The following is a 24,189-nucleotide window of genomic DNA, read 5'->3' as shown; positions in this document are numbered from 1 at the left end:
TCTAGAACCGGACGCTTCGGCAGTGAGGAACGTCACATCACTGGGTAATCTGGCTCTACTCGGCCTGTAGCAGCTATCCGGAGGCGGCCCAGGTCTCTAACTGTGATGCGGCCACGACCGAGGCCCAGAATGCCCGCTCCTTGCAGTTGGCTCAGCAGAGGAACCGCAACTGAGCGGCTCATCGCCGCCATTACGGCCAACTCATCGCGCGGAATTCCCAGTTCCACGAGAATTCCGTCATTGCCCGGACGCCCGATTTCCATAGCCAGGTGGAGCACCACCCGCGCTATTCGCGCAGCTGGTGTCAGGCTCACAAGATCAGCGCGTAGCCGTTCAATCTCCTGCATGCGATCCACTGCCAACTGGTAGACCGTATCCGCTAGCCGATGGCGCTCCATGAACCCACGGAAAGCATGAGCCGGCATTACGTGGCCAACGCACGCGGAGACCGCGCTAACCGTAGCCGATCGAGGCCTATCCAAAATGGCTCCCATTTCCCCCAGAACCTCTCCGGGGCCGCGGAGCATCAGCGTAAGAGTCTCACCGCTCTCTACGGATTGGACTACCTTCACCGTTCCCTCGGTCAAGGCTATTACCGAGGTCGACGATTCTCCCTGCCGCAGAAGTGGTACGCCGCGCCGATAAAGCCGCCGTTGGCTACGCTGAATTAGATCTTGCCAAACCTGATCGGGAACTTTTTCTCGAAAGTTCACCCTGCCAGCCTCTCTGGCTACCGCCTTATCTAACTACAGCACCGACACCGAGCGTCGCAGCTCCGACGACTGCTAAGATGAAGGACCACTGCACCCAGCGGTGTTTGACCCAGGCAATTTCACTCATGACTACCAACTGCCGGGACAACGCTGGCAAAGGGTCCGTCTCCCGCAATACAGCCTCTAGCTCTCCTGGTTCCCAGGTGCGCAGGTGGCCGAAGAAGAGGAAATCATCATTCTTATTCGGCCCTCTCCGCTCTTTGCGCAGATTGGGAGATATCGTAACCGCAGCACACGAAGCTCCCCCTGCCATGAGTAGGAATCCTGCCCACAGCAAGATCTGCGAAGCCCCAGACCCGGATCCCATGGCTAACCGACCGGAACTGGTAAGAATCCCCATAAGAACCAGCGTCACCGACTGCACAGTCAAGGAGAATGATGCTTTAAGGTCCGCTTTACCTGTCCATTCCACAAGTGCAGCATGCATTTTCCATGCCGTTCCCAATGGATCCGCTTCCATCAATTCTCCTATTTCTTCAGCATCTGCCCAGTCAGTGCCAAGAATGCGTCCGCGCAGCTCGAGATCATGTTGTCAGCCCGGAACGGGCTAGACAAGGCCTACGCCCTGAGGCACTGATAGATTCACCCTTTTGCCATCGTCAGCAAAGACATCATGCTGTTCACAGATATCGGCGAGTCAGCTATACCCGGCCTCAAGATCGGGGCGACAGCGCCATCCCAGAGCGGCCCATTCGGATCTCGGTCACCACAACAGAGATAGTCACACTCTGTGATGTTGGGCTGTCATTGCTGCGCTTCCAATGACTGTCAGCCACAGGCGGTTTCAGGCTCTGCGCCAGTGGATTTGAGGAGCGCGCACGATCTGAAGCTTCTGCTGTTGGATGTTACACGTTGCAGCTGCGCCTGGACCGTTGAGGTGCTGACGGACGGCGACTTTGGCTCGTAGTTGCTCATCCAAGTCCAAGCCAACGTTCTGGAAGTCGTGTCGCCATTCGTAGGGATGGCAAACGATGCGGCGTTTCCCTGTCCAGTGCGCTGGAGGCTGACAGCGATCGCCGGTAGCCCGCCGAATACCCGTCCGCTTCCAGCTTCTCGAAGAACTCCTCGAGGACCGGAACGCTGATCTCCCGCAGACGCAGATCACCGATCCGGTCGAGCACAATCCTCTTCAGGGTCTGCTCATAGTTGTCGCGGGTCGTCTCCGCCCGGCGCTGCGCGACCTTCTCAAGCCATACCCCCGCCACGTCACGGAATTTAAAGTCGACGGTCAGCCGAGCCCTGGACTTCTGCAGCTGCTCGATCGCCGACTCCAACCGTTCGACGGCTCGCTTCTCCGTCGGGCCGGAGCGCTCGACGAGCCGCGTCTTGCCGTCGAAGGCCCGGAACCGCGTGCGCGCCCGCCAGGCGACGTCGTCCAACCGTCCAACCGCGTCGTGTTGATCTTGCCGCGAGTGCCGATCTGGAGGGGCGGTCGACCCATCTCCGACTCCCTTGCCGAGGACCAAAGCGATGAGTAGACGATGGATACCTCCACCGTCCCGCTAGCCCCGAAAACGCCTCTCCAGGTCACTGACCTGCGAGGACTAGTGCCCCCGGTCGGGTTCGAACCGACACTTGGACGATTTTAAGTCGTCTGCCTCTGCCAGTTGGGCTACGGGGGCGGTCAGCACTGCTCGTCGCGGCGGGTGCCGCACACGTTACGACGCAGTGGCGCTTCGCTCGGTTCCCTCGAACCGCCGAAGGACACCTCGGTGTGCCGGCGGGCGCTGGGTCACCAGCTCCCCCAGCCGTTCTTCGCGGTCGAGAGCTCGGTGAAGCGGCTCCGCACCCAGTCGTGCACGGCGGTCGAGACGTCCGCGCAGTCGGCCCGGTGCTCGAACCAGCGCCAGTCGCAGTTCACGTTGACCTCGAGGAACACCCATTCGCCGCCGACGCCGAGTAAGTCGAAGCCGGCCACGTCCAGCCGCCACTGCCGGCACAGCGCCAACAGCCGCTGGACCAGGTCCTCGGGCACCTCCACGCGTTCCACCACTACCGAATCAGGATCGACCCACAGCTGCGCCGGGTCCAGCTTCTGCACCCGGAAGCCGATCGCCCGATCGCCGATGACGAACACGCGCAGCTCGTGATCCGCGTCGAGGTACTGCTGGACCAGCACCGGCGCCGGCTCGCGAGCCTCGCCGGTGAGCCGGATGTCCAGGGGGCGCGGGAAGAGGCCGCGCAGCGCGCCCGGCTCGGGTTCGAGCAGGTGGTGCCCGGCCGCCTTGACGATGCACCGGCCGCCGCCCGGACGGCTCCGCCCGGGCATGGTGGTCACCGCGGTCCGGGGCACCCGCAGGCCGACCGCCGACGCGCCCTGCAGCTGCGTCAGCCGGTCGAGGTGTTCGGTGGAGCGCACCGAGTTCACCTGATCCCAGTCACCCCGGCAGGCGAGCCAGTTCGCCACCGCGCTCCACTGCTCGCGGACGTAGGCGCCGTGCACCGTGGTCGGGTCCACCGGGATTGCGCTGATGTCGAAGTGCCGCCGCCAGACCAGGACCGGCCGCAGCAGCCAGCGCTGGAACTCGATCAGCGGCGTGTCCGTGTAGATGGTGAGGGCGAGGTCCAGGCTGCGGTCGGCATCGATGCGCACCATGCGGATGTCGTGCTCGGCCAGCGCCAGCGACAGCTCGTTCATCTCCATGTCGGCGGCGCGCGCCAGCACCAGCACGCACGGCACCGGGTCGCCGGGCTCATCGGCGACGAGGTCCGCGCCGAACATCCGCTCCTGGAAGTCCAGCAGCGTGTCCGGCGAGCGGAAGAAGTAGTCCTGCCCCTGCAACAGCATCGGGGTCGGGCGGAGGAACGGCTGGGCGGCCGCCCCGGGCGGGTTTCCGAGGTCGGCGGGCCGTCCCTCGGCCTCGTCCATGCTCAGTCGTCCTTCTTCCAGAAGACCCGAGCTGCTTCCTGGTAGTCCTCCGCGAAGTCTGCGAGCGGACCTTCCTCAACAGCACCGCTCCGCAGTAGGGCGGCAAGTTCTTTCAGCGTCAAGGGATTCACCCCTTCCCCCGTGTGACGCATCCTTTCAGGTGACGAACTCGCTATAGTCTTCGATTTCCCGCTACGGATTGTCAAGGTTAGCCGCCCTCCAGATAGCCCGCACGGAGCACGGCGTCGGGGACGAGAAGGCCGCGTGCCCATTCCGGCACGCGGCCCCGTAGCTGCGAGTGCCCGGTCCTTCGGCGCCGGTCAGCTCTCGGCGGCCCGCTCGAACGCGGCCCGCGGGTTCTCGATCTGACCCATCGACACGACTTCGCGCTTGAACAGGAACGCCAGCGTCCAGTCGATGATGATGCGCAGCTTGCGGTTGAACGTGGGCATCCGGCTCACGTGGTACGAGCGGTGCATGAACCACGCGATGAAGCCCTTGGCCTTGAAGCCGTAGACGTCGGCGACGCCCTTGTACAGCCCCATGCCGGCGACCGAGCCGGCGTAGGCGTGGCGGTACTCCTTGGTCGACTTGCCGCGCAGCGAGGCCAGCATGTTCTTGGCCAGCTGGTTGGCCTGCCGCACCGCGTGCTGCGCGGAAGGCGCGCAGGTGGCGCCGGGGTTCTCCTCGGTCTTGGACAGGTCCGGGACCGCAGCGCAGTCACCGGCCGCCCACACGCCGGGCAGACCCTCGACCTGCAGGTGCGCGGTGGCCTTGACCCGGCCGCGCTCGTCCAGCGGCAGGTCGCTGTTCTTCAGCACCGGGTTGGCCTTCACACCCGCGTTCCACACCAGGGTGTCGGTGTCGAACTCCGTGCCGTCGGAGAGCATCGCGTGGCCGCCCTCGACGGACTTCAGGAAGGTGTTCAGGTAGACCTTGATGCCGCGCTCTTCGAGGGCCTTGACGACGTAGACGCCCATCTTCTCGCTGACCTCGGGCATCACCCGGCCGGCGGCCTCGACGAGCGCCCAGGACATGTCGTCGGGCTTGATGTTGTCGTAGTAGCGCGTGGCGTAGCGGGCCATGTCCTCCAGCTCCGCCAGCGCCTCGACGCCTGCGAAGCCGCCGCCGACGAAGGTGAACGTCAGCAGCCGGTTGCGCAGCTCGGGGTCGTCGGTGTTGGCCGCGGCGTCCATCTTGCCCAGCACGTGGTTGCGCAGGTAGGTGGCTTCGCCAACGGTCTTCAGCGAGATGCCCTCCTCGGCGAGGCCGGGGATCGGCAGCAGCCGCGAAACCGAACCGAGCGCCACGACCAGCACGTCGTAGGCGATGTCCTCGGAACCGGTCTGCGGGTTCTCGACCGTCACGACCTTCTCGTCGTGCTTGATCTCGGTGACAGCGGCGGTGACCACATGGCACCGCTTCAACACTCGTCGCAGTGGCGCTACCACGTGCCGGGGTTCGACCGAACCCGCGGCCGCTTCCGGGAGGAAGGGCTGGTAGGTCATGTGCGGCTGAGGATCGACGACCGTCACGGAGGCCTCGCGGCGACCCAGCTTCTTCTGCAGCTGAAGTGCCGTGTACATGCCGACGTAACCGCCGCCGAGGATGAGAATCCGCGTGGGATCGGATTTACCAGCCATGCCTTCATGGTCGCACCACTGACCGTATTCGCGCTGCGCCGACCCCCCTTAATGTGACGCCAGTCGCGGGTGGCATCGATCACGGTCAACGCGTTGTGCACGAACAAACGCGCTGCGTACGCGCACCGCAGGGGCGGCGGCGGGTGACGTCAGACTGACATCACCGAGGTGTCATGGAGGCTGGTTCAGGCCACCCTACCGAATCTTGAGCGCCGATGCCCACGCCCGCGAAAATTCTTCCGGGAAGATCGCCCCCACCGGACCGAACGTACGAGCTCCGACCACGGCCCGAGCTCACACGTGCACCACGACCACCCGCTCAGGCTTCGGGCGCGCAGGCTCTTCGACGAGCTTGCTCAGACCGTCGGGATCGCTCGTCAGCAGCACCACCGGCCGCGCGAGCTCCATCGCGGTGGCGGCCACCACCGCATCGATCGCGCAGCGATGCCCCGACAATCCAGTCGTACCAAGGAGTTCTCCGGCGGCGCGGGCGAGTTCGGGCGTCACGGGAACGACCGAGACCCGGGACAGCACGCGGTGCACCAGGGCATCTCGCGCGCAGCCGCGAAGCACCTCGGTCAGCGTGATCGCACTGACCACAACCCTGGAGCGCCGAAGCCGCGCAGTCTCGAGGTACGCGCGGGCACGGCCATCCCCGGTGGCGAGCTTCGACAGGCCCTCGCTGTCGAGAACGAGCGCCCCGCCTGCGGCTACTCGGCGTCCGGCCATGCCGCCCCTGCCTCCGCCAAGTACTCCTCCGGCACCGGCCCGTGCTCCGCCTCGAGCAGCTCGGCGAGTTCGGCCACGAGATCGAGCTCGAGCTGCTTGGCTACCGCGTCGGTGACGTACTGGCTGAACGCTCCCCGCCCCACCCGATGCTGGACGGCCGAGGTCAGGTCCTCCGGCATGGACACGCTGACCTTGCGAGCCCGCCCGAGCGACCGCACGTTGCGCGCGGAGTCGAGATCCGGAGCACCTTCGGGCCCAGCCGTTCTCGAGTCGAGTTCGCGGTACTGGCTCAACAGCCAGGCCAACCGCTCGGCGAAGTCGGCATCTCTACCCGGAAGCCCACCTGCAGGCTCATGCGGCACGGCATTCATGCAGCAATGCTACCGCCAGTGGTAAACGCATATCCACCTGCGGCGATGACTGAATGGAGGTCCACCCGTTCGAGTCACCGGAACGCCTCCGGAAGCCGGTCAGCCGGCGTTCTGGGTCGTCAGGTCGAGTTGCATCAGGGTCGTGTCGATCCACTTCCCCTTCTTGCGGCCGACCTCGTTCAGCTTCCCGACGACCTCGAACCCCGCTTTGCGGTGCAGTGCCTCCGATGCCGGGTTGCCGGTATCCGCGATCACCGCGATGACCTGGTGCGCGCCCGCCGCTGCCGCGCGCCGCAGGAGTTCGCCGAGCAGGTGGCGGCCGATGCCGCGCCCGACGTGGCCCGGGTGCAGGTAGATCGTGTTCTCGACGGTGTGGCGGTAGGCGGGTTTGGGTCGCCACGGGGACACGTAGGCGTAACCGACCAGATCGTCTTCCAGCGTTGCCACCAGGAACGGCCAGCCGTCTCGCGCTATCGCGCCGATCTTGCCCCGCCAGTCCTGCGCCGTCGGCGGCACTTCCTCGAAAGTCGTCACCGTTGTCTCGACGTACCTCCGGAACAGCTCGCCGATCGCTTCCGCGTCACCGGCTTCGGCGTCCCGGACCACCAATTTCGCGGCCATCCCGACATGCTGTCAGGAACCGGCCGACCGGCCTCGACGCGTAACGAGGTCTTCACAGAACCGTTCGCCAGGGCACGGTCAGACGGACTGGGGCGCGTTCCGGAGCGCAGACACCGCGTCGAACAGGAGCCAGCCGTCGATCTGCTCGGTCGACGGATCGGTCGGGTCCCACCCGCCGGCCAAAGCCTCGTCGAGCAGGGCTCGCACGGTGCCCGGCTCGTGCAGGTTGAGCCAACTTCCCCCGGTGCCAACGCCTCCGGAGTGCAGCAGGCCATCGGGGACCAGCCGCCCGGCGCCTCCCTGGAAGACGATCCGGACTCGCCCAGGCGCTCCGGCACGGCCGATCGCGAGGACCTCGCGGCAGACCTGGCCCCGGTCCTGCTCGACGTGGTGCTGGTGACGCACCGACCACAAGAAGGTCACGTCATCGATCACGAGGCGTCGAGCCTTCTTCCTGCTGCGGACCATCGGCAGATGGTAGCGACGCGGCGGAGCGGAGAGCGCCGGTCGTGGCGGACCCGCGGCCAGCGGCGGGCTCATCTTCACGTCAGGCAGACAGTGGCTGAATGCGAGCCAGCGTGTCGGCGAGCGCATTCTTCTCCCGCTCCAGGTCGTAACGCGACTGGAGGTTGAGCCAAAATCGCTCGGACGTACCGAAGAAGCGCGCCAGCCGCAATGCGGTGTCAGCCGAGATTCCACGCTTGCCGTGCACGATCTCGTTGATACGACGGGGCGGAACCCCAATCGCGACGGCCAGTCGATGTTGAGTGACACCAAGTGGTTCGAGGTACTCCTCAGCTAGGACCTCCCCCGGGTGAACCGGAGGCATGACGAACTCGTCAGACATCCTCGTTCCCTTCAGTGGTAGTCCACGATCTCAACGTTCTCCGGACCAGCCGGCGTCCACTCGAAGCAAATGCGCCACTGCTGGTTGATCCGAATGCTGTACTTACCGGCTCGATCTCCATTCAGCTTCTCCAGCCGGTTCCCCGGAGGGACCCGCAGGTCCTCCACGGTCTCCGCCGCGTCAAGGATGGCGAGCTTGCGCAGAGCCGCCCGCTGGACATTTGGGTCGAGGACCCGCGAACGACGCCGTTGCCATACACGCTCGGTCTCCTTGTCAGCGAAAGATCGCAGCATCAGCTTAACGTAGCACGTTAATAACGGCAAGCGTTATGCCCTGGGAGATGCTGGACCTCGCCCCACCCTCGCGAGTTCCTTCGCGTGCTCCAGAACGCCGCGCAGCATCGCCGGGGTCAGCCTTCCCGTGAAGGTGTTCTGCTGGCTGACGTGAACGGATTCACGGATCCGCCGACGAGCGCGCGATTGCGGCGTTCATGCTCCGGGTGGTACGGGCGGGCACTAGCCTCTCCAGGATGGCAACGGATCTGAAATGCACCTTCTGCGGGGCAAACGACCTGGAGCAAGGCTTCTTGCCGAACAGCGTGGACGTTGCATCGCATCGACAGGCGCACTGGGTCGAGGGCCCTGTGGAGCACGCCCTGTTCGGCGGGATCAAGTTGCGGAGAAGGAGGCGGCTGCCGATTGCCGCATTCCGTTGTCGCAAGTGTTCTCACCTTGAGTTCTTCGCTGATCCGGAGCCGGACGACGAGTGATCTGGTGATGCCAGAGGCCGCTCCATGGCGCCCGGATCAACCGCAACGGGTCACGTAACCCCGCCAAAACCCTTGATGTGGCAGGTACGCCGAGACGCCCACGAGTGCTAGCATTGCAGTCAACGACAGCACTGGGAGGAGGTAGTCATCGTGTCGACCTTGACGATTCGCGGTCTGGACGACGAGACACACGCACGACTCCGTGTCCAAGCGGCGCAACACGGGCACTCGATGGAAGCCGAGGTCCGGGCGATCCTGCAAGCCGCCGTGGCACCGCCCCCGCCCTCCCGCGGTCTGGGCAGTCGCATCCACGCCCGGTTCGCTGGCCTCGGCGAGCCCGAACTTGAACTCCCCACCCGTAGCGAACCTCCTCGTGCGGCGGATTTCGACTCGTGATCATTCTCGACACCAACGTCCTGTCAGAAGTCACTCGCCAAGCGCCAGACGCCGACGTACTGGCATGGCTTGACTCGCTCCCTGCGGCAGAGGTCGCAACGACAGCGATCACTGCCGCCGAGCTGCTGTACGGCGTGACACGACTGCCCGACGGACACCGGAAAACGTCGCTGAACGCAGCAGTTCACGCGCTGATCAACGACGATTTCCACGGGCGGGTCGAGCCGTTCGATGCGCCTGCTGCCGCCGAGTACGCCGTCGTGGTCAGCGAACGCGAGAGGCTCGGCCGCCCCATCAGCGCCGCTGATGCGCAAATCGCAGCGATCTGCCGTGCACGCCGGGCAACACTGGCCACTCGCAATACCAAGGATTTCGAAGAGACGGGCATCGAACTCGTGAATCCCTGGTACGCGAATTAGGCCATCAGGGTTCGACGCGGCAGCGCATCGGTGAGGCGTCAGATACCCCGCCAGCTTCTTCGCCCGCTCCAGCACGTCCCGCAGCATCGCGGGCGTGAGCTTTCCCGTGAAAGTGTTCTGCTGGCTGAAGTGAACGGATTTACGGAAGTCCTGCCACCGCCTTCGCTCGCCCGGGGAAATCCGGCAACATCGCAGGTGAGCCCCCAGTCTGTACGTTTTGCCGGCTGCGGCACCTGGGTGCCGAGGTGGATGTGATGACCGAGCCGGATGGGCTGGGCGGCTACCTGCACACCCGGATCTGCCGGGTGTGCAGGAGATCGTGGCGAGCTCGCCGGGGGATGAACGTTTTCCCGTGCCGGCGGGGCGATTTCTCGGATGCAGCCACGAAGAAGTCCCTCGGCTGACAAGATGCCTCCATGTCGAACGCTTCATCGATGACATACGAACGTGTAGTCATGGTCCTTCAGGAGATCGGCATGGTGCCGCAGGAAAAGGCGCAGACCGTCCTTGATGAATACGTCGACTATGCGCACGACGAACTGACGCCCTACAACGTCGCATGCGCCCTCGAAACCTTCGACGTGGCGGTCTCGGTCCACGCCGAAGACATCGACTACCTGGAAGAAGGCTACGAAGACCTCCTGGAAGCGGCAGCCGCACTCACCCGCGGCGCAGTCACCGTCACCAGCGTCCGGCTGCATGAAGGCGAATTCGTCGACGGATCCCGCTACGACGTCCTGGAGTTCGAACGGAACGGCCAGCTCGTATCGATCCCGGCCGAACACCTCTCGGATGACTACTACGACCCGGCGGCAGCCTGCAACGCCATCGCGCGTTCCGCCGCGTCAGCTTCAAACGCGAGAACCACGGCATCTACGACGACACAATGGTCCTCGCCACTGCTGAGCAGGCAGGGGCACTGCAGAAGAACCTTGGCTTGAAGACCTACTAGAGCCAGTCCGATGGGTCACGTGCGCAGGACACGGAACTTGAGGATGAGTTGCTGCACTCGCCATGACCCCATTCACCGAAGCTCCGCCAGCCCCTTCGCCCGCTCCAGCACCGCCCGCAGCATCGCCGGGGTGAGCCTGCCCGTAAAAGTGTTCTGCTGGCTGACGTGGTAGGAGCCGAGGAGGTGGAGGGGTGCTCCTCCGTCCGTGGCCGGGAGTTCCGCGTGGGCGTCGTGGCCGAACTTAGGGCGCGGCTTCGGGACCTGCCAGGCCGCGTCCGCCAGCACCGGCAGCAGGGCCTGCCAGCCGAACGCGCCCAGCACCACGACCGCTCGCAGCGTCGGGCGCAGCAGGTCGAGCTCGCGGACCAGCCACGGGCGGCAGGTGTCGCGCTCCGCCGGCGTCGGCTTGTTGGCGGGCGGGGCGCAGTGCACCGGCGCCGTGATCCTGGTGCTGTGCAACGTCAAACCGTCGTCGATGTGCCACGCCTCGGGCTGGGACGCCAGGCCGACGTCGTAGAGCGCCTGGAAGAGGACGTCGCCGGAGCGGTCGCCGGTGAAGATCCGGCCCGTCCGGTTGCCGCCGTGCGCCGCCGGCGCCAGCCCGACGATCGCGATCGCCGCGTCCGGCGGGCCGAAGCCGGGCACCGGCCGGCCCCAGTACTCCTGGTCGCGGAACGCCGCGCGCTTGACCCGCGCGACCTCCTCCCGCCACTCGACCAGCCGCGGGCAGGCCGTGCAGCGGGTGACCAGCTCGTCCAGGCCGGCCAGGTCGGCGGCCCCCGGGGCCGCGGCGGAGGGGTCGTCGATGGGGTTGTCGATCAGCCGGGAGGTCGTTTCTGGCACCTCCCAAAAGTGGCAGAAAACCCGTTCGACGGCACGTAATGTGGGCGGCATGGCAGCCAGCGAGGACAAGGCCGACGAGGCGAAGCAGGAATCCACCACCCCGGCCGAGCCGGTCGACGATCTGGTGAGCACCCACCACACCATCACCGCCGACGGCGCGGAACTGGCCTACACCGCGACGACGGGCCGCATCGTGCTGCGCGAGGAGGTCCACGCCGACGGCAAGTTCGAGGGCTTCAAGCCGAAGGCCGAGGTCTTCCTGACCTCGTACGTGGCCGACGGCGAACCCGGCAGCCGCCCGGTGACGTTCGCGTTCAACGGTGGTCCTGGCTCCTCCAGCGTGTGGCTGCACGTCGGGCTGCTCGGCCCGCGGCGGGTCGTCTCCGGTGACGCCGGCGACCTCGCGCCGCCGCCGTACGGGCTGGCCGACAACCCGGAAACCCTTCTGCGGCACAGTGATCTGGTGTTCATCGACCCGGTGTCCACCGGATACTCGCGGGCGGTCGAGGGCGGCACGCCCGGCGATTTCCACGGATACCAGAAGGACATCGAGTCCATCGCCGAGGTGATCCGGCTGTGGACCACCCGCAACGGCCGCTGGATGTCGCCGAAGTACCTCGCCGGCGAGTCCTACGGCACGCTGCGCGCGGCCGCGCTCGCCGAGCACCTCCAGTCGCGGCACGGCCTCTACCCGAACGGCCTGCTGCTGATCTCGTCCGTGCTGGACATGGGGACGATCCGGTTCACCGAGGGCAACGACCTGCCGTACTCGCTGTTCCTGCCGACGTACGCGGCGATCGCGCACTACCACGGCAAGCACGGCGACCGGCCGCTGCGCGAGGTGCTGGACGAGGCGGAGAAGTTCGCCGCCGAGGATTACCCGTGGGCGCTGGCGCGCGGCGCGCGCTTGAGCGCGTCCGAGCGCGAGGACATCGTGCGGCGGGTCGCCTCGCTGTCCGGGCTGTCCGAGGACTACGTGGACCGCGCGAACCTGCGCATCGAGCACATCCGGTTCTTCACCGAGCTGCTGCGCGACCGGCGGGAGACCGTGGGGCGGATGGACGGCCGGTTCACCGGCTGGGAGCGGGATGCCGCCGGGGAGCACTTCACCGACGACCCGAGCATCTCCGGCATCCGCGGCGCCTACTCGGCGGCGATCAACCACTACCTGCGCGAAGAGCTCGACTACGCCAGCGATCTGCCGTACGAGACGCTGTCCAGCCGGGTGCATCCCTGGTCGTACAAGGAGTTCGAGGGCGCGAGCGTGTCCGTTGTGGACAAACTCGGCGCGGCGTTCCAGGCCAACCCGCACCTGCGGGTCCACGTCGGCTGCGGCTACACCGACGGCGCGACCCCGTACTTCGCCGCCGAGCACGTGCTGGCGCAGGTGCCGATCCCGGAGCGGCTGCGGGAGAACATCGACGTCCGCTACTACCCGGCGGGCCACATGATGTACGTCCACGAGGAGTCCCGGATCCAGCAGTCGGCGGACCTCGCGGCGTTCGTGAACACCCGCCCGTAGCGCCGGTGCGAATCGCGGCCCCGCTCGGATCGGAGCGGGGCCGCGATTCGCTCAGCCACGCCCGGAGCGGCTCGTAAGACCAAGGACGACCTCGCGGTCCACGCGCTCGCCCACGCGGTGCGACCGCTCGACCTGCCGGACACCAGCGACGCCTTGGGCGACCTCTGCGAACTGGCGATCTCGTTCGTGCTCCAGCTCTCCGAGTCACCGCTCGGCCGCGTCGTGCTCGGCGTGCACGCCGAAAGCGGCCGTCGCGCGCAGCTCGCGGAGCCGCTGCGCGACCGCTACCTGAAGCCGCGCGACGCGGCGATCACCGAGGCGATCGAACGCGCCCGGCAGCAAGGAGCGCTCCACCCGGACCTCGCCGCGGAGACCATCCGGGACCTGTTGTTCGGGTCGCTGGTCTACCACTGGCTGAGCACCGGCGAACCGCTGGACCGGGCCACCGCCGAGGCGCTGATCGCCGCCGCCCGCCGGGCGATCTCCCCCTGAACGACGGCCGATCCGATCCCCACTTCGACGAAGCAATGATCCTTCGGTATGTAGTATGTGTGCTACATGCAGGGCTATCACTGCTACGAGAGGCACTGGGGTTATGACAGTCGCGAATGAATCGGAGGCGCCACCGCCGCCGGTGCGGTTACCGGACGCGGACACCGTGCTCGACGTCCGCAACCTGCGGATGCGCTACGGCACGACCGATGTCCTCAAGGGCGTCGACCTCACCGCGCGCCGCGGCGAGGTGGTCGCGCTGCTGGGGCCGAACGGGGCGGGCAAGACCACGACGATCGAGATCCTGGAGGGCTTCCGGATGCGCTCCGGCGGCGACGTCCAGGTGCTCGGCGCCGACCCGGCGCACGGCGACGAGCGCTGGCGGGCCCGGCTCGGCGTCGTGCTGCAGTCCTGGCGCGACCACAGCAAGTGGCGGGTCCGGGAACTGCTGGCGCACCTGGGGACCTACTACGCGCCGTACTCCACGGACCGGATCACCCGCCCCTGGGACGTCGACGAACTCGTCGCGGCGGTCGGCCTGTCCGAGCACGCGAACAAGCGGGCCGGGCAGCTCTCCGGCGGCCAGCGCCGCCGGCTCGACGTGGCGATCGGCATCGTCGGGCGCCCGGAACTGCTGTTCCTGGACGAGCCCACGGTCGGCTTCGACCCGCAGGCCCGCCGCGAGTTCCACGACCTCGTGCACCGGCTCGCCGACGACGACAACACCGGCATCCTGCTCACCACGCACGACCTGGACGAGGCCGAGAAGCTGGCCGACCGCATCCTGATCCTGGCCGGCGGCCGGATCGTCGCCGACGGCTCCGCCGACGAGCTGTCCCGGCAGGTGGCCGCCGAGTCTGAGGTGAAGTGGACCCGCAACGGCCGGCGCTTCGTGCACCCGACCGCCGACGCCACCCGGTTCGTCCGGGACCTGTTCGCGCAGCACGGCGACGAGATCACCGAACTGGAGGTGCGCCGGGCGACCCTGGAGGACACCTACATGGCGATGGTGCGCGCCCACGAATCCGGGCGGGGCGAGAACGTCGCGCTGACCTTCTCCGCGGAGAACAACGGCAGCACCGAGGAGGCGAACCGGTGAAGGCGACCGCAGCACGAGCCGGCCTGCAGCGCGGCTGGATCGAATTCCGCCAGACCCTGACCACCGCGCAGGACCTGTGGGGCTACCTGTTCCCCACCGTGATCCTGCTGGTCGTGATGTCGTTCCAGAGCGGGTCCACTGTGGCCGGTTTCTCGCTGGGCGCGATGACGCTGCCCGGGGTGCTCGGCATGGGCATCGGGTTCGCCGGGCTGATCAACATCGCCCAGCAGCTGACCGTCGAGCGCGAGGACGGCACCCTGCTGCGCGCCAAGGCGACCCCCGACGGGATGCTCGGCTACCTGATCGGCAAGATCACGATGGTCGGCTGCATGTCGCTGGTCAGCCTGCTGATCCTGCTGGTGCCCGGCCTGGTGATGTTCGACGGCCTCGCCACCGGCGCCGACACCTGGCTGACCCTCGCGTGGGTGCTGGTGCTGGGGCTGGTCGCGACGATGCCGATCGGGGCGATCATCGGCTCGCTGTTCTCCAGCCCGCGGAGCCTGGGCCTGGTCATCGTGCCGATGATGGGGCTGATCGCGATCTCCGGGATCTTCTACCCCATCACCGAGTACCCGGAGTGGCTGCAGTGGATCGCGCAGGCGTTCCCGATGTACTGGCTGGGGCTGGGCATGCGCTCGGCGCTGCTGCCGGACGCGATGGCGGCGGCCGAGATCGGCGAGTCCTGGCGACACCTGGAGACTGTCGGGGTGCTCGGCCTGTGGGCCGTGATCGGGCTGGTGGTGGCTCCTGTGGTGCTGCGCCGGATGGCGCGGCGCGAGTCGGGGTCGAGCGTGGCCGCGCGTCGCGAGAAGGCCATCCAGCGAATTCGCTGATGTGGCGGAGGAGAACATGAGCGAGACGATCTACAACCGCATCGCGATGCTGCGGGCCGAACGCGGGATCAGCCGCCGGCAGCTCTCCGAAGCGCTCGGCGTGCACTACCAGACCATCGGCTACCTGGAGCGCGGCGAGTACAGCCCGAGCCTGCACCTGGCGTTGCGCATCGCGGAGCACTTCGAGGTGCCGGTCGAAGTGGTGTTCTCCATCCACCCCTTCCCCCGCATCGGCACGGGAGAACGCTCCGCCTGAGCCGGCTCGTGAGTGCTGAGTCCGGTTCTTACCGGACCCAGCACTCACGACTCATTCAGGCACCGAGCAGGGCCCGGCCCCGGGTCGTCAGCCAGGTTTCGAAGGTCATCAGGCCCGGGTGGCGGCGGCGCAGGGCCGGGATGTCCACCGTCATGTCGAGCTCGTTGATCGCCGTGTAGGCGCGGTGGAGGTCGGGGTTCTGCTCGCGCAGCGGCTCCAGCGGCAGCTCGACGTGGCGGAGCCGCCGACCGGTCGCGCGGGACAGCGCGTCCGCGATCTCCGGCGGTGTCAGCGAATCCCCGGCGATCTCCACCGCCCGGCCGATGTAGTCGCCGGGATTCTCGAAGGCCAGCGCGGCGAACTCGCCGATGTCGTCGAGCGCGATCAGCGGCTGCGACACGTCGGCCCGGACCGCGCTCACCAGCTCGTCGCCCGCGGCGGCCTGGCCGGGCATCATCGCCACGTAGTTCTCCATGAACGACACCGGCCGCAGCATCGTGGCCGGAATTCCCAGCGCGCGTATGTGCTCCTCGATCTCCCTCTTGTTCTCCAGCGTGACGACGCCGGTGCGCCGATCCGCGTTGACCGCCGAGGCGTAGACGAGGTGCTGCACGCCGGCGCCTTTCGCAGCGTCCGCGACGTTCTTGCCCCAGCGGCGTTCGTCCTCGTGGCTGATGCCCGGGGACAGCTCGGGCGTGATGAAGGTCGGCTGGACGCTGAAAACGCCGTGCACGCCCCGCATCGCGGCATGGAGCGCTTCCTGGTCGTCCATGTCGCCTTGGACCAGTTCCGCGCCGGCCTCGGCCAGCCGCCGCGCGGCGGCTCCGGTGGCGTTGCGGGTGAGTGCTCGAACGCGCCAGCCGCGGGCGAGCAGCTTGGCGGCCGTGGCGCCGCCCTGCTGCCCGGTGGCTCCGACGACGAGCACGATTCCTTCTGGTTTGGACACTTAGGCCTCCGCATCGATGGGCACAACCGGAACGCGCGCCCCGGTTCGTACGATACGGAACGTGCGCCCCGGTTGTCCACGAAAGCGGTAGGCTCGACCCGTGACGACCGAGAACGCCCCCGGAAAACGGCTGCGCGCGGACGCCCAGCGCAACCGCGAACGGGTCCTCGCCGCGGCCCAGGAGCTGTTCGCCGCCGAAGGACTGGCCGTCCCGCTGGACGACATCGCCCGCCGCGCCGGCGTCGGCCCCGGCACCGTCTACCGCCACTTCCCCACCAAGGAAGCGCTTTTCGAGGCCGTCGTGGCGGAACGGATCCGGGCGATGGTCGACGAAGCCCGCGACCAGGCGGAGTCCGGCGATCCCGGCCGCGCGTTCTTCGACTACTTCCAGCGCGTCATCGAGTACGCCGCGCTGAACAAGGACATCTGCGACGCGCTGGAATCGACCGGGCAGCCACCGAAAACGGCCTGCCTGGAAACCGACTTCAACGACGCCATCGGCACCCTCCTGGAACGCGCGCAGCAGGCGAGCGCGGTACGCGCGGACCTGACGACGGCGGAGCTGCGATCGCTGATCGTGGGGGGCCTGAACATGTACCGCCGAGCGGTCGCCGAACAACGCCCGGCCAGCGAACTGGCGGTCCTCTACGCAGGCCTCCGCCCGCTCGGCGGACCCCCTGGCTCGTGAGCACTTTGGAGCGCCACAGCGATCCAAACCGCTCACGACTCCGACCCGGGCCATCGGACAAGCGAAAGGCGCCTCCGAGCCAGCGGCTCGAAGGCGCCCTCCGCCTCGAAACTCTCCCGTCAGGACACCACGCGGGGCCGTTCCTCCGCGAAGTGGCAGGCCGACGGGTGGCTGCCCAGGCGGACCTCCAGCTCCGGGACCTGCTCCGCGCAGATGTCCTGCGCCTTCCAGCAGCGGGTGCGGAAGCGGCAGCCCGAGGGCGGGTTCGCCGGGCTCGGCACGTCGCCGGTCAGGCGAATCACCTCGCGCTTGCCGCGCAGCGTCGGGTCCGGCACCGGCACCGACGACAGCAGCGCCTGCGTGTACGGGTGCTGCGGGTGCTCGTAGATCTGCTCGTCGGAGCCGATCTCCACGACCTTGCCCAGGTACATCACCGCCACGCGGTCCGACAGGTGGCGGACCACGCCGAGGTCGTGGGCGATGAACACGTACGACAGCCCGAACTCCTGCTGCAGGTCGCCGAGCAGGTTCATCACCTGCGCCTGGATCGACACGTCCAGCGCCGACACCGGCTCGTCGCAGATGATCACCTTCGGCCGCAGCGCCAGCGCCCGCGCGATGCCGATGCGCTGCCGCTGACCGCCGGAGAACTGGTGCGGGTAGCGCTGGATGTGCTCCGGGTTGAGCCCGACCACCTCCAGCAGTTCCTGCACCTTCCGCCGCCGCTCGCCCTTCGGCGCCACCTCGGGGTGGATCTCGAACGGCTCCCCGATGATGTCGCCGACGGTGCGCCGCGGGTTCAGCGAGGTGTACGGGTCCTGCAGCACGATCTGCAGATCGCGCCGCAGCTTGCGCAGCTCGGCGCCGTGCATCTTGAACATGTCGCGACCCTCGAACAGCGCGCTGCCGCTGGTCGGCTTCTCCAGCCGCATCAGCACCTGCGCCAGGGTCGACTTGCCGCAACCGGACTCGCCCACCACGCCGAGCGTTTCGCCGCGGTTGAGGTCGAACGACACGCCGTCGACGGCACGCACGTGGCCGATCGTGCGCTTGAACAGCACCCCCTGGGTCACCGGGAAGTGCTTGACCAGGTCCCGCACCTGGAGGATCGGCTCAGCCACGGGTAATCAACTCCTCGGCGAAGTGGCAGGCACTGGCCCGCCCCAGGCCCAGCTGGTGGTAGGTCGGGACCTCCTGGCTGCAGCGTTCCACGGCGCGCGCGCAGCGCGGGTGGAACGGGCAGCCCGAGGGCACCGCGAGCAGGTTCGGCGGCAGCCCCTTGATGGTCTCCAGCTCCTGCCCCTTGAGGTCCAGGCGCGGGATCGACCGCATCAGGCCCTCGGTGTAAGGGTGACCCGGCTGCTTGTAGAGCGAGTACGCGTCCGCGCTCTCCACGATCCGGCCCGCGTACATCACCACGATCCGGTCCGCGACTTCGGCGACCACACCCAGGTCGTGGGTGATCAGGATGAGGCCCATGCCGCGGTCCCGGCGCAGCTCGTCGAGCAGGTCCATGATCTGGGCCTGCACCGTGACGTCCAGCGCCGTGGTCGGCTCGTCGGCGATGAGCAGGTCCGGGTCCAGCGCCAGCGACATCGCGATCATCGCGCGCTGCCGCATGCCGCCGGAGAACTGGTGCGGGTACTCCTTCACGCGCTGCTTCGCGTTCGGGATCTTCACCTGGTCCAGCAGCTCGACGGCCCTGATCGTGGCGTCCTTGCGGGACATGCCGCGGCGGGTCCGCAGCTGCTCGGCGATCTGGAACCCGACGGTGTAGACCGGGTTCAGCGCGGACAGCGCGTCCTGGAAGATCATCGCCATCGACTCGCCGCGCAGCTCCCGCCGGCGGCGGTCCGACGCGGCGAGCAGGTCCTCGCCCCGGTACTTGATCGAGCCGCCGGTGATCGCACCCGGCGGGATGTCCAGGATGCCCATGATGGTCTGCGCGGTGACGCTCTTGCCCGAGCCGGATTCGCCCAGCACCGCGAGGGTCTCACCGGCGTCGACGTGGTAGCTGACGCCGTTGAGGACCTTGGCGACGCCGTCCCGGGTGCGGAACTCCACGTGCAGGTCCTCGACCTCCAGCAGCCGCTCCGCCGGGGCCTTGTTGTCCACAGTAGACAAAGCGGTTTCTCCTACTTCTGCTTCGGGTCGAGCGCGTCGCGCACGGCGTCACCGAGCATCACGAACGCCAGCACCGTGACGACCAGGAACCCGGCCGGGAAGAACAGCAGGTGCGGCGCCGCCTGGATGTAGTTCCGCGACTCGGCGATCATCACGCCCCACGACACGACCGGGTCGCGCAACCCGATGCCCAGGAACGACAGCGTCGCCTCGGCACCGATGAAGCCGCCCAGCGCGATCGTGGAGTACACCAGGACCGGCGCGAGGCAGTTCGGCAGCATGTGCCGCATGATGATCCGCGGCGCGCTGGCGCCGAGCGCCCGAGCCGCCTTCACGTAGTCCTGCTGCTTCGCCGAGATCGCCGCCGACCGCATGATGCGCATCGAGATCGGCCACGACAGCACGGCGATCGTCAGCACCACCTGGGCGATGATCCGCGTCGAGCTGGGGATGACCACCTCGGCGTTGAAGGTGGTCAGGATGACGATCGCGCCCAGCACGAACGGCAGGCCCAGGAAGATCTCGGAGAACCGGGACAGCAGGTTGTCCACCCAGCCGCCGAAGTAGCCGGCGATGATGCCGACGGTGCCGCCGAGCACCACGGTCAGCAGCGTGGCCAGCAGACCCACCGCGATCGACGCACGGGTGCCGTAGACGGCCCGCGCGAAGATGTCACGGCCGAGGTTGTCGTAGCCGAACCAGGCCTCCGCGGACGGGGTCTGCCGCACCTTGGAGAGGTCCTGGAAGGCCGGGTCGGCCGAGGTGAACACGCTCGGGAACGCGGCGATGAACAGCAGCACCAGGATGATCAGCGACGCCGCGATGAACAGCGGGCGGCGCCGCAGGTCCAGCCACGCGTCGCCCCAGAGGCCGCGGGGCTTCTCGTTCTTGTTCCGCGGGGCTTTCTCCGCGATCTCGGCGGCCGCTCCACCCGCCGCGGACGCGCTCGCCGCGCTCACCAGCCCGGAGGTGCCAGAACTTGGGTCAGTCATATCGGATCCTCGGGTCGAGAACCGCGTAGAGGATGTCCACGAGCAGGTTCATCAGCAGGTAAACCAGCACCAGCAGGGTGACGATCCCGGTCACCGTGGCGCCTTCCTTGGTCAGGATCGACTTGAAGACCAGGCCGCCGATACCGCGGATGTTGAACACGCCCTCGGTGACGATCGCGCCACCCATCAGCGTGCCGAGGTCGGTCCCCAGGAAGGTGATCACCGGGATCAGCGAGTTCCGCAGCAGGTGCACGCCGACCACGCGCCTGGGCTCCAGGCCCTTGGCCGTCGCGGTCCGGACGAAGTCCGCGTGGCGGTTCTCCATCATGCTGGTCCTGGTCAGCCGCGCCACGTAGGCCATGGACAGCGAGCCGAGCACGAAGCCGGGCACGATCAGCTCCCCGATCGACGGGTCCGAGCTGACCGTCGGCTTGATGATGCCGAGTTCGCTGCCCAGGGTGATCTGCAGCACGAAACCGGTGACGAACACCGGCAGCGAGATCAGGAACAGGGTGGACACCAGGACCAGGTTGTCCAGGAAGCCGCGGCCGCGCAGGCCGGTCAGGATGCCGGCCGCCAGGCCGATGACACCCTCGATGATCAGCGCGACGACGGCGAGCTTGATGGTGGTCGGGTAGGCGTTCTGGATCAGCGTGCTGATCTCCACGCCCGCGTAGGTCTCCCCGAAGTCACCGGTGAGGAGCTTCCCCAAGTATTTGAAGTACTGGATGACCAGCGGGTCGTCCAGGTTGTACTTCTCGTGCATCTCGGCGATGTAGGCGGGCGGACAGCCGCGGTCGCCGCACTTTCCCGCGAACGGGTCACCCGGAATCGCCCAGACGAGCAAGTAGATGATCAGAGTTGTCCCGATGAACACCGGGATCAGTTGCAGCAGCCGCCGCAACACGTAGCGACCCATTCGGGCCTCCTAATCACAGCCAATGCAGGGCCCGGCCCGCCGGATCACGGCGGGCCGGGCTCCGGCTCGGTTCTTACTTCAGGCGCACCGTGGTCAGGTCAAGCTCACGGTAAGCCTTGACCTCACCTTCAGCGATCCGCTCCGAGAAGCCGTACTGCACCGGCTGCGACCACAGCGGGATCAGCGGCAGGTCCTCGGCCAGCAGCTTCTCCGCATCGGCGTAGGCGGCGGTGGCGGCCTCGATGGTCGGAGCCGCGTTCGCCTTGTCGAGCGCCGCGTTGAACGCCGGGTTGTCGTACTTGTAGTCGTTCGACGACGCGTTCGTGCGGTACAGCTGGGTCAGGAAGGTCTCGATGTTCGGGTAGTCGGCCTTCCAACCGGTCCGGAACAGGCCGGTGAACTTGAACGCGTTGGCCTTCTGGCGGAACTCGCCGAACGTCGGGACCGGGACGAACTGGGTCTCGATGCCGAGGTTCTGCTTGATGCTCGCGGCCACGGCCTGCGCCCACTCGTTGTGGCCGCCGTCGCCGTTGGTCTCGACGGTCAGCACGCCCTGGAAGCCACCCGCCTGCTGCAGGTACTGCTTGGCCTTCTCCGGGTTGAACTCGCAGGCCTCGCCGCACTGGTTCGGGCGGTAGCCCTCGACGGCCGGGGTGGCCCAGCCGTCCATCGGGTCACGACCACCGGCGAACACCTGCTGGGTGATCGTCTTGCGGTCGACCGACATCGAGATCGCCTTGCGCAGCAAGGGGTTCTTGAACTTCTCGTCGTAGATCGGGAAGCCCATCGTCTGGGTCAGCAGGCCCGGCTTCTGCTTCGCGCGCTCGCCGAGGTCCTGCTTCCACTTGTCGCCGACCAGCGCGGAGACCGGGATGGCACGCAGGAAGTCCAGGTTGCCCGAGACCAGGTCCTGGTAGGCGCCGTCGAGCTGCTCGTAGACCTTGAACTTGGCGCCCTTGATGGTCGGCTTGTCCGCACCCGCGTAGTTCTCGTACGCGGCGAGGTTGAGCTCCTGGTTCGGAACGCGGGACTCGAACTTGAACGGCCCGTTGCCGATCGGGTGAGCCTCGAAGGCCTTCGGGTCCTTGAAGAACGAGTCGGGCAGCGGCATGTAAGAGGAGTAGCCCAGCACGACCGGGAAGATCGTGAACGGCGCCTTCAGCCTGACGGTGAAGGTGTTGTCGTCGACCACCTTGAGACCGGACAGCTCCTTGGCCGCCGGCTCCGGGGCCTGCGCCGGCCCGTCCTCGTCCGGGTCCTCGGACTGCATCTGGTCGTAGCCGTCGATCTGCTCGAAGAAGCTCGCGCCCTGGAGGCCATTCGGACCGTATGCGTTGTAGTTCCAGGCGTCCACGAAGTTCTTGGCCTTGACCGGGGTCCCGTCGTGGAACGTCCAGCCCGGCTTCAGCTTGATCGTGTAGTTCTGGTGGTCTGTGGACTCGATCGACTCCGCGACCGCGTTCTCCACCTTCAGATCACTGGCCCGGTAGTCGACCAGGCCGGTGAACATGGCGTTGACGATGAAGCCACCGTTCTCTTCGGTGGTGTTCGCCGGGACCAGAGGATTCTCCGGCTCACCCCAGTCGAGGGTGATGATGCCGTCCTCTCCGGAGCCGCTGCCGCCGCCACCGCAAGCAGTGGCGAGCATCGCCACCGCCAGCGGGGCCGCGACCATTGCGGCCAAACGTCCCTTTCGCATGTAGGTCCTCCCGCTTCCACGCGTGCCCCAGCAGTGATTTCCGGGGTCATCACGCGCGGCGGATCATTCACCGCCGCGTCAGACGAGCGTAAACATAAGTGAGAACCCGTTCACGGCAATGCCCTGTCACAAAGCCGTCACTTTCTGAATCGGTGTAGTCGATTCTTCACCCAAAAGGTGGAATGTGGTGTCCACATCCCGGGAACTAGCTGATAGACAGGGCTATACCGTCGAGAATGTCATGCTCACTGACAGTCATGGCGGAAATGCCCGCGCGCTCCGCCAATTCCTCCGCCAACACCTTCACGACCAGCGCACCTCCGCCGATCACGTCTACCCGCCCCGGATGCATGGAACCGATCGCGGCGCGCTCGTCGTGCGACTTCCCGAGCAGCTCCTCGGTGATTTGTTCGACTCTTTTCTGGGAAACATGGGAAAGATGAATTGCCACCGGATCGTATTCGGGCAGTTCCTGCGCGATGGCGGACAAAGTGGTGACCGTGCCGGCCACCCCGACCCAAGTTCGCGCCCCCGAGCAGTCCACGGCAGCGAACGCGTCGTCGAGGATCTGCCGGGTCACCTTCTCCGCCTCCCGCACCTCCTCGTCGGTGGGCGGATCGCTGTGCAGGCAGCGCTCGGTCAGCCGCACGCAGCCGACGTCGGCGGAATGCGCCGCGGTGATGTCCGCGCGCACGCCGTCCCAGGTGCCCACGACCAGCTCGGTGGAGCCACCGCCGATGTCGGTCACCACGAACGGCCCGTCCTCCGGGGCGAGGTCGCCGACCGCGCCGGTGAACGACAGCCGCGCCTCCTCGTCGCCGGTGATCACCTCGGCGTCGACGCCGAGCGTTTCCCGCACCATGGCGAAGAAGTCCTCGCGGTTGGACGCGTCCCGGGTGGCCGAGGTGGCGACCATGCGGATCCGCTCGACGCCCTTGCGGACGGCGATCGCGGCGTAGTCGACCAGCGCCGCCCGGGTGCGCTCCAGCGCCTCGTCGGCCAGCCGCCCGGTGGCGTCCACGCCCTGCCCCAGCCGGACGATCTTCATCGTGCGGTAGATGTCGCGCAGGTCGCGCCGGCCGTCGTCATGCACAGTCACGTCTGCCACCAGCAGGCGGATCGAATTGGTCCCGCAGTCGATAGCCGCCACCCGTGACATCCGCGTCCTCCTCGCTCGCCGGGGCCGCCCACCGCGCACCCACCGCTAACGCTACCGGCCACCCCGAGCACCCCGGACGACCCCGACATGCGGTGGCCACGAGCCCTTCGGCCCGCTGCGAAGGCTGTTCCAGACGTGGCTATGCCGCCCGGTGGCCGCGCGGCGTGAGGCGCCGGTTTCGCGCGAAACCATCATCCGGCAGGCATGGCGAACGCCGTTTTCGCGCGA

The 24,189-nt window shown here is 67.2% G+C and carries 30 protein-coding genes, 1 tRNA gene and 2 pseudogenes; 11 read left to right on the top strand and 22 right to left on the bottom strand.

Annotated features, from left to right (window positions below; all coding sequences use genetic code 11):
• Window positions 1-32: 32 nt before the first annotated feature.
• From E1288_RS48945 to E1288_RS23900, 13 genes and pseudogenes are all read right to left on the bottom strand, one after another.
• Window positions 33-398 carry a helix-turn-helix domain-containing protein gene (locus E1288_RS48945; RefSeq protein WP_235883766.1) on the bottom strand — a complete coding sequence of 122 codons (366 nt, stop codon included), beginning with the start codon at window positions 396-398 and terminating at the stop codon, window positions 33-35.
• Window positions 399-713: pseudogene (locus E1288_RS50435) on the bottom strand (Crp/Fnr family transcriptional regulator); the annotation flags it as partial.
• A 25-nt stretch (window positions 714-738) separates the two neighbouring features.
• Window positions 739-1,233: a Pycsar system effector family protein gene (locus E1288_RS23950; protein WP_132488678.1), complete on the bottom strand. Its 495-nt coding sequence runs from the start codon at window positions 1,231-1,233 to the stop codon at window positions 739-741.
• A gap of 451 nt (window positions 1,234-1,684) precedes the next feature.
• Window positions 1,685-2,152, bottom strand: coding sequence for a tyrosine-type recombinase/integrase (locus tag E1288_RS23945; protein WP_165968225.1), 468 nt, complete (start codon window positions 2,150-2,152; stop codon window positions 1,685-1,687).
• Between the two features lie 169 nt (window positions 2,153-2,321).
• Window positions 2,322-2,395, bottom strand: a tRNA-Leu gene (locus tag E1288_RS23940).
• Between the two features lie 110 nt (window positions 2,396-2,505).
• Complete coding sequence (locus E1288_RS23935; RefSeq protein WP_132488674.1) at window positions 2,506-3,642, bottom strand: ATP-grasp domain-containing protein; 1,137 nt, start codon at window positions 3,640-3,642, stop codon at window positions 2,506-2,508.
• Between the two features lie 320 nt (window positions 3,643-3,962).
• Entirely contained in the window at window positions 3,963-5,285 is a 1,323-nt protein-coding gene (locus E1288_RS23930; RefSeq protein WP_132488672.1) for an NAD(P)/FAD-dependent oxidoreductase, read from the bottom strand.
• 294 nt (window positions 5,286-5,579) lie between these two features.
• Entirely contained in the window at window positions 5,580-6,014 is a 435-nt protein-coding gene (locus tag E1288_RS23925; protein WP_132488670.1) for a type II toxin-antitoxin system VapC family toxin, read from the bottom strand.
• Window positions 5,996-6,385 (bottom strand): hypothetical protein, encoded by a 390-nt coding sequence (locus E1288_RS23920; protein WP_132488668.1) that lies wholly within the window; start codon window positions 6,383-6,385, stop codon window positions 5,996-5,998. The genes E1288_RS23925 and E1288_RS23920 overlap by 19 nt, the downstream gene beginning before the upstream one ends.
• 99 nt (window positions 6,386-6,484) lie before the next feature.
• Window positions 6,485-7,006 carry a GNAT family N-acetyltransferase gene (locus tag E1288_RS23915; RefSeq protein ID WP_132488666.1) on the bottom strand — a complete coding sequence of 174 codons (522 nt, stop codon included), beginning with the start codon at window positions 7,004-7,006 and terminating at the stop codon, window positions 6,485-6,487.
• A 78-nt stretch (window positions 7,007-7,084) separates the two neighbouring features.
• Window positions 7,085-7,474, bottom strand: coding sequence for a hypothetical protein (locus E1288_RS23910; RefSeq protein ID WP_132488664.1), 390 nt, complete (start codon window positions 7,472-7,474; stop codon window positions 7,085-7,087).
• Window positions 7,475-7,553: 79 nt separating this feature from the next.
• Window positions 7,554-7,853 carry a HigA family addiction module antitoxin gene (locus E1288_RS23905; protein WP_132488662.1) on the bottom strand — a complete coding sequence of 100 codons (300 nt, stop codon included), beginning with the start codon at window positions 7,851-7,853 and terminating at the stop codon, window positions 7,554-7,556.
• Window positions 7,854-7,864: 11 nt separating this feature from the next.
• Window positions 7,865-8,146: a type II toxin-antitoxin system RelE/ParE family toxin gene (locus tag E1288_RS23900; RefSeq protein ID WP_132488660.1), complete on the bottom strand. Its 282-nt coding sequence runs from the start codon at window positions 8,144-8,146 to the stop codon at window positions 7,865-7,867.
• 236 nt (window positions 8,147-8,382) lie between these two features.
• Here E1288_RS23900 and E1288_RS23895 point away from each other — a divergent pair, with 236 nt between their 5' ends.
• The 3 genes from E1288_RS23895 (at window position 8,383) to E1288_RS23885 (ending at window position 9,437) form a co-directional block, all read left to right on the top strand.
• Window positions 8,383-8,622 (top strand): hypothetical protein, encoded by a 240-nt coding sequence (locus E1288_RS23895; protein WP_207954518.1) that lies wholly within the window; start codon window positions 8,383-8,385, stop codon window positions 8,620-8,622.
• Window positions 8,623-8,772: 150 nt separating this feature from the next.
• Entirely contained in the window at window positions 8,773-9,018 is a 246-nt protein-coding gene (locus E1288_RS50430) for a FitA-like ribbon-helix-helix domain-containing protein (RefSeq protein ID WP_132488658.1), read from the top strand.
• Entirely contained in the window at window positions 9,015-9,437 is a 423-nt protein-coding gene (locus tag E1288_RS23885; protein WP_132488656.1) for a type II toxin-antitoxin system VapC family toxin, read from the top strand. Before E1288_RS50430 ends, E1288_RS23885 begins: the two co-directional genes overlap by 4 nt.
• 45 nt (window positions 9,438-9,482) lie before the next feature.
• On the opposite strand, the pseudogene E1288_RS48940 reads toward E1288_RS23885, so the two are convergent.
• A pseudogene (locus tag E1288_RS48940) lies at window positions 9,483-9,569 on the bottom strand (uracil-DNA glycosylase); the annotation flags it as partial.
• Window positions 9,570-9,691: 122 nt separating this feature from the next.
• On the opposite strand from E1288_RS48940, the gene E1288_RS47120 reads away from it, so the two are divergent.
• Both E1288_RS47120 and E1288_RS23875 read left to right on the top strand, forming a co-directional pair.
• Window positions 9,692-9,841 (top strand): hypothetical protein, encoded by a 150-nt coding sequence (locus E1288_RS47120; RefSeq protein WP_165968224.1) that lies wholly within the window; start codon window positions 9,692-9,694, stop codon window positions 9,839-9,841.
• A gap of 30 nt (window positions 9,842-9,871) precedes the next feature.
• A complete protein-coding gene (locus tag E1288_RS23875) occupies window positions 9,872-10,378 on the top strand; it encodes a hypothetical protein (protein WP_207954517.1) in 507 nt (168 codons plus the stop codon).
• 83 nt (window positions 10,379-10,461) lie between these two features.
• Here E1288_RS23875 and E1288_RS23870 read toward each other — a convergent pair whose 3' ends face one another.
• Window positions 10,462-11,157 (bottom strand): uracil-DNA glycosylase, encoded by a 696-nt coding sequence (locus E1288_RS23870; RefSeq protein WP_235883770.1) that lies wholly within the window; start codon window positions 11,155-11,157, stop codon window positions 10,462-10,464.
• 124 nt (window positions 11,158-11,281) lie between these two features.
• On the opposite strand from E1288_RS23870, the gene E1288_RS23865 reads away from it, so the two are divergent.
• From E1288_RS23865 to E1288_RS23845, 5 genes are all read left to right on the top strand, one after another.
• Window positions 11,282-12,754 (top strand): S10 family peptidase, encoded by a 1,473-nt coding sequence (locus E1288_RS23865; protein ID WP_132488652.1) that lies wholly within the window; start codon window positions 11,282-11,284, stop codon window positions 12,752-12,754.
• A gap of 117 nt (window positions 12,755-12,871) precedes the next feature.
• Complete coding sequence (locus E1288_RS23860) at window positions 12,872-13,246, top strand: TetR-like C-terminal domain-containing protein (protein WP_165968223.1); 375 nt, start codon at window positions 12,872-12,874, stop codon at window positions 13,244-13,246.
• 190 nt (window positions 13,247-13,436) lie between these two features.
• The gene (locus E1288_RS23855; protein ID WP_207954524.1) at window positions 13,437-14,345 is read left to right on the top strand and encodes an ABC transporter ATP-binding protein; all 909 of its coding nucleotides are present in this window, start codon (window positions 13,437-13,439) and stop codon (window positions 14,343-14,345) included.
• Complete coding sequence (locus E1288_RS23850; protein ID WP_132488646.1) at window positions 14,342-15,178, top strand: ABC transporter permease; 837 nt, start codon at window positions 14,342-14,344, stop codon at window positions 15,176-15,178. The genes E1288_RS23855 and E1288_RS23850 overlap by 4 nt, the downstream gene beginning before the upstream one ends.
• A gap of 16 nt (window positions 15,179-15,194) precedes the next feature.
• Complete coding sequence (locus tag E1288_RS23845; protein ID WP_132488644.1) at window positions 15,195-15,434, top strand: helix-turn-helix transcriptional regulator; 240 nt, start codon at window positions 15,195-15,197, stop codon at window positions 15,432-15,434.
• Between the two features lie 55 nt (window positions 15,435-15,489).
• Here the strand turns inward: E1288_RS23845 and E1288_RS23840 are convergent, their stop codons facing one another.
• Window positions 15,490-16,380, bottom strand: a complete 891-nt coding sequence (locus E1288_RS23840) for an NmrA/HSCARG family protein (protein ID WP_132488642.1) — start codon at window positions 16,378-16,380, stop codon at window positions 15,490-15,492.
• A 100-nt stretch (window positions 16,381-16,480) separates the two neighbouring features.
• Between E1288_RS23840 and E1288_RS23835 the strand changes: the two genes are divergently transcribed.
• The gene (locus E1288_RS23835) at window positions 16,481-17,068 is read left to right on the top strand and encodes a TetR/AcrR family transcriptional regulator (protein ID WP_132488640.1); all 588 of its coding nucleotides are present in this window, start codon (window positions 16,481-16,483) and stop codon (window positions 17,066-17,068) included.
• Window positions 17,069-17,187: 119 nt separating this feature from the next.
• Here E1288_RS23835 and E1288_RS23830 read toward each other — a convergent pair whose 3' ends face one another.
• From E1288_RS23830 to E1288_RS23805, 6 genes are all read right to left on the bottom strand, one after another.
• Entirely contained in the window at window positions 17,188-18,189 is a 1,002-nt protein-coding gene (locus E1288_RS23830) for an ABC transporter ATP-binding protein (RefSeq protein ID WP_132488638.1), read from the bottom strand.
• Window positions 18,182-19,192: an ABC transporter ATP-binding protein gene (locus tag E1288_RS23825; protein WP_408013795.1), complete on the bottom strand. Its 1,011-nt coding sequence runs from the start codon at window positions 19,190-19,192 to the stop codon at window positions 18,182-18,184. Before E1288_RS23825 ends, E1288_RS23830 begins: the two co-directional genes overlap by 8 nt.
• A gap of 11 nt (window positions 19,193-19,203) precedes the next feature.
• Window positions 19,204-20,184, bottom strand: coding sequence for an ABC transporter permease (locus E1288_RS23820; protein WP_132488636.1), 981 nt, complete (start codon window positions 20,182-20,184; stop codon window positions 19,204-19,206).
• Window positions 20,177-21,103, bottom strand: coding sequence for an ABC transporter permease (locus E1288_RS23815; protein ID WP_132488634.1), 927 nt, complete (start codon window positions 21,101-21,103; stop codon window positions 20,177-20,179). The genes E1288_RS23820 and E1288_RS23815 overlap by 8 nt, the downstream gene beginning before the upstream one ends.
• Before the next feature lie 73 nt (window positions 21,104-21,176).
• Window positions 21,177-22,802, bottom strand: coding sequence for a peptide ABC transporter substrate-binding protein (locus E1288_RS23810; protein WP_207954516.1), 1,626 nt, complete (start codon window positions 22,800-22,802; stop codon window positions 21,177-21,179).
• A 205-nt stretch (window positions 22,803-23,007) separates the two neighbouring features.
• On the bottom strand, window positions 23,008-23,961 hold the full coding sequence (locus tag E1288_RS23805; protein ID WP_132488632.1) for a Ppx/GppA phosphatase family protein: 954 nt from the start codon (window positions 23,959-23,961) through the stop codon (window positions 23,008-23,010).
• Window positions 23,962-24,189 lie beyond the last annotated feature (228 nt).

Source organism: Saccharopolyspora elongata, assembly GCF_004348985.1.
In the GTDB taxonomy this organism is placed as follows: Bacteria; Actinomycetota; Actinomycetes; order Mycobacteriales; family Pseudonocardiaceae; genus Saccharopolyspora; species Saccharopolyspora elongata.
Note: the sequence above shows the minus strand (reverse complement) of the source record. Positions and strands in the feature narration are given on the sequence as shown.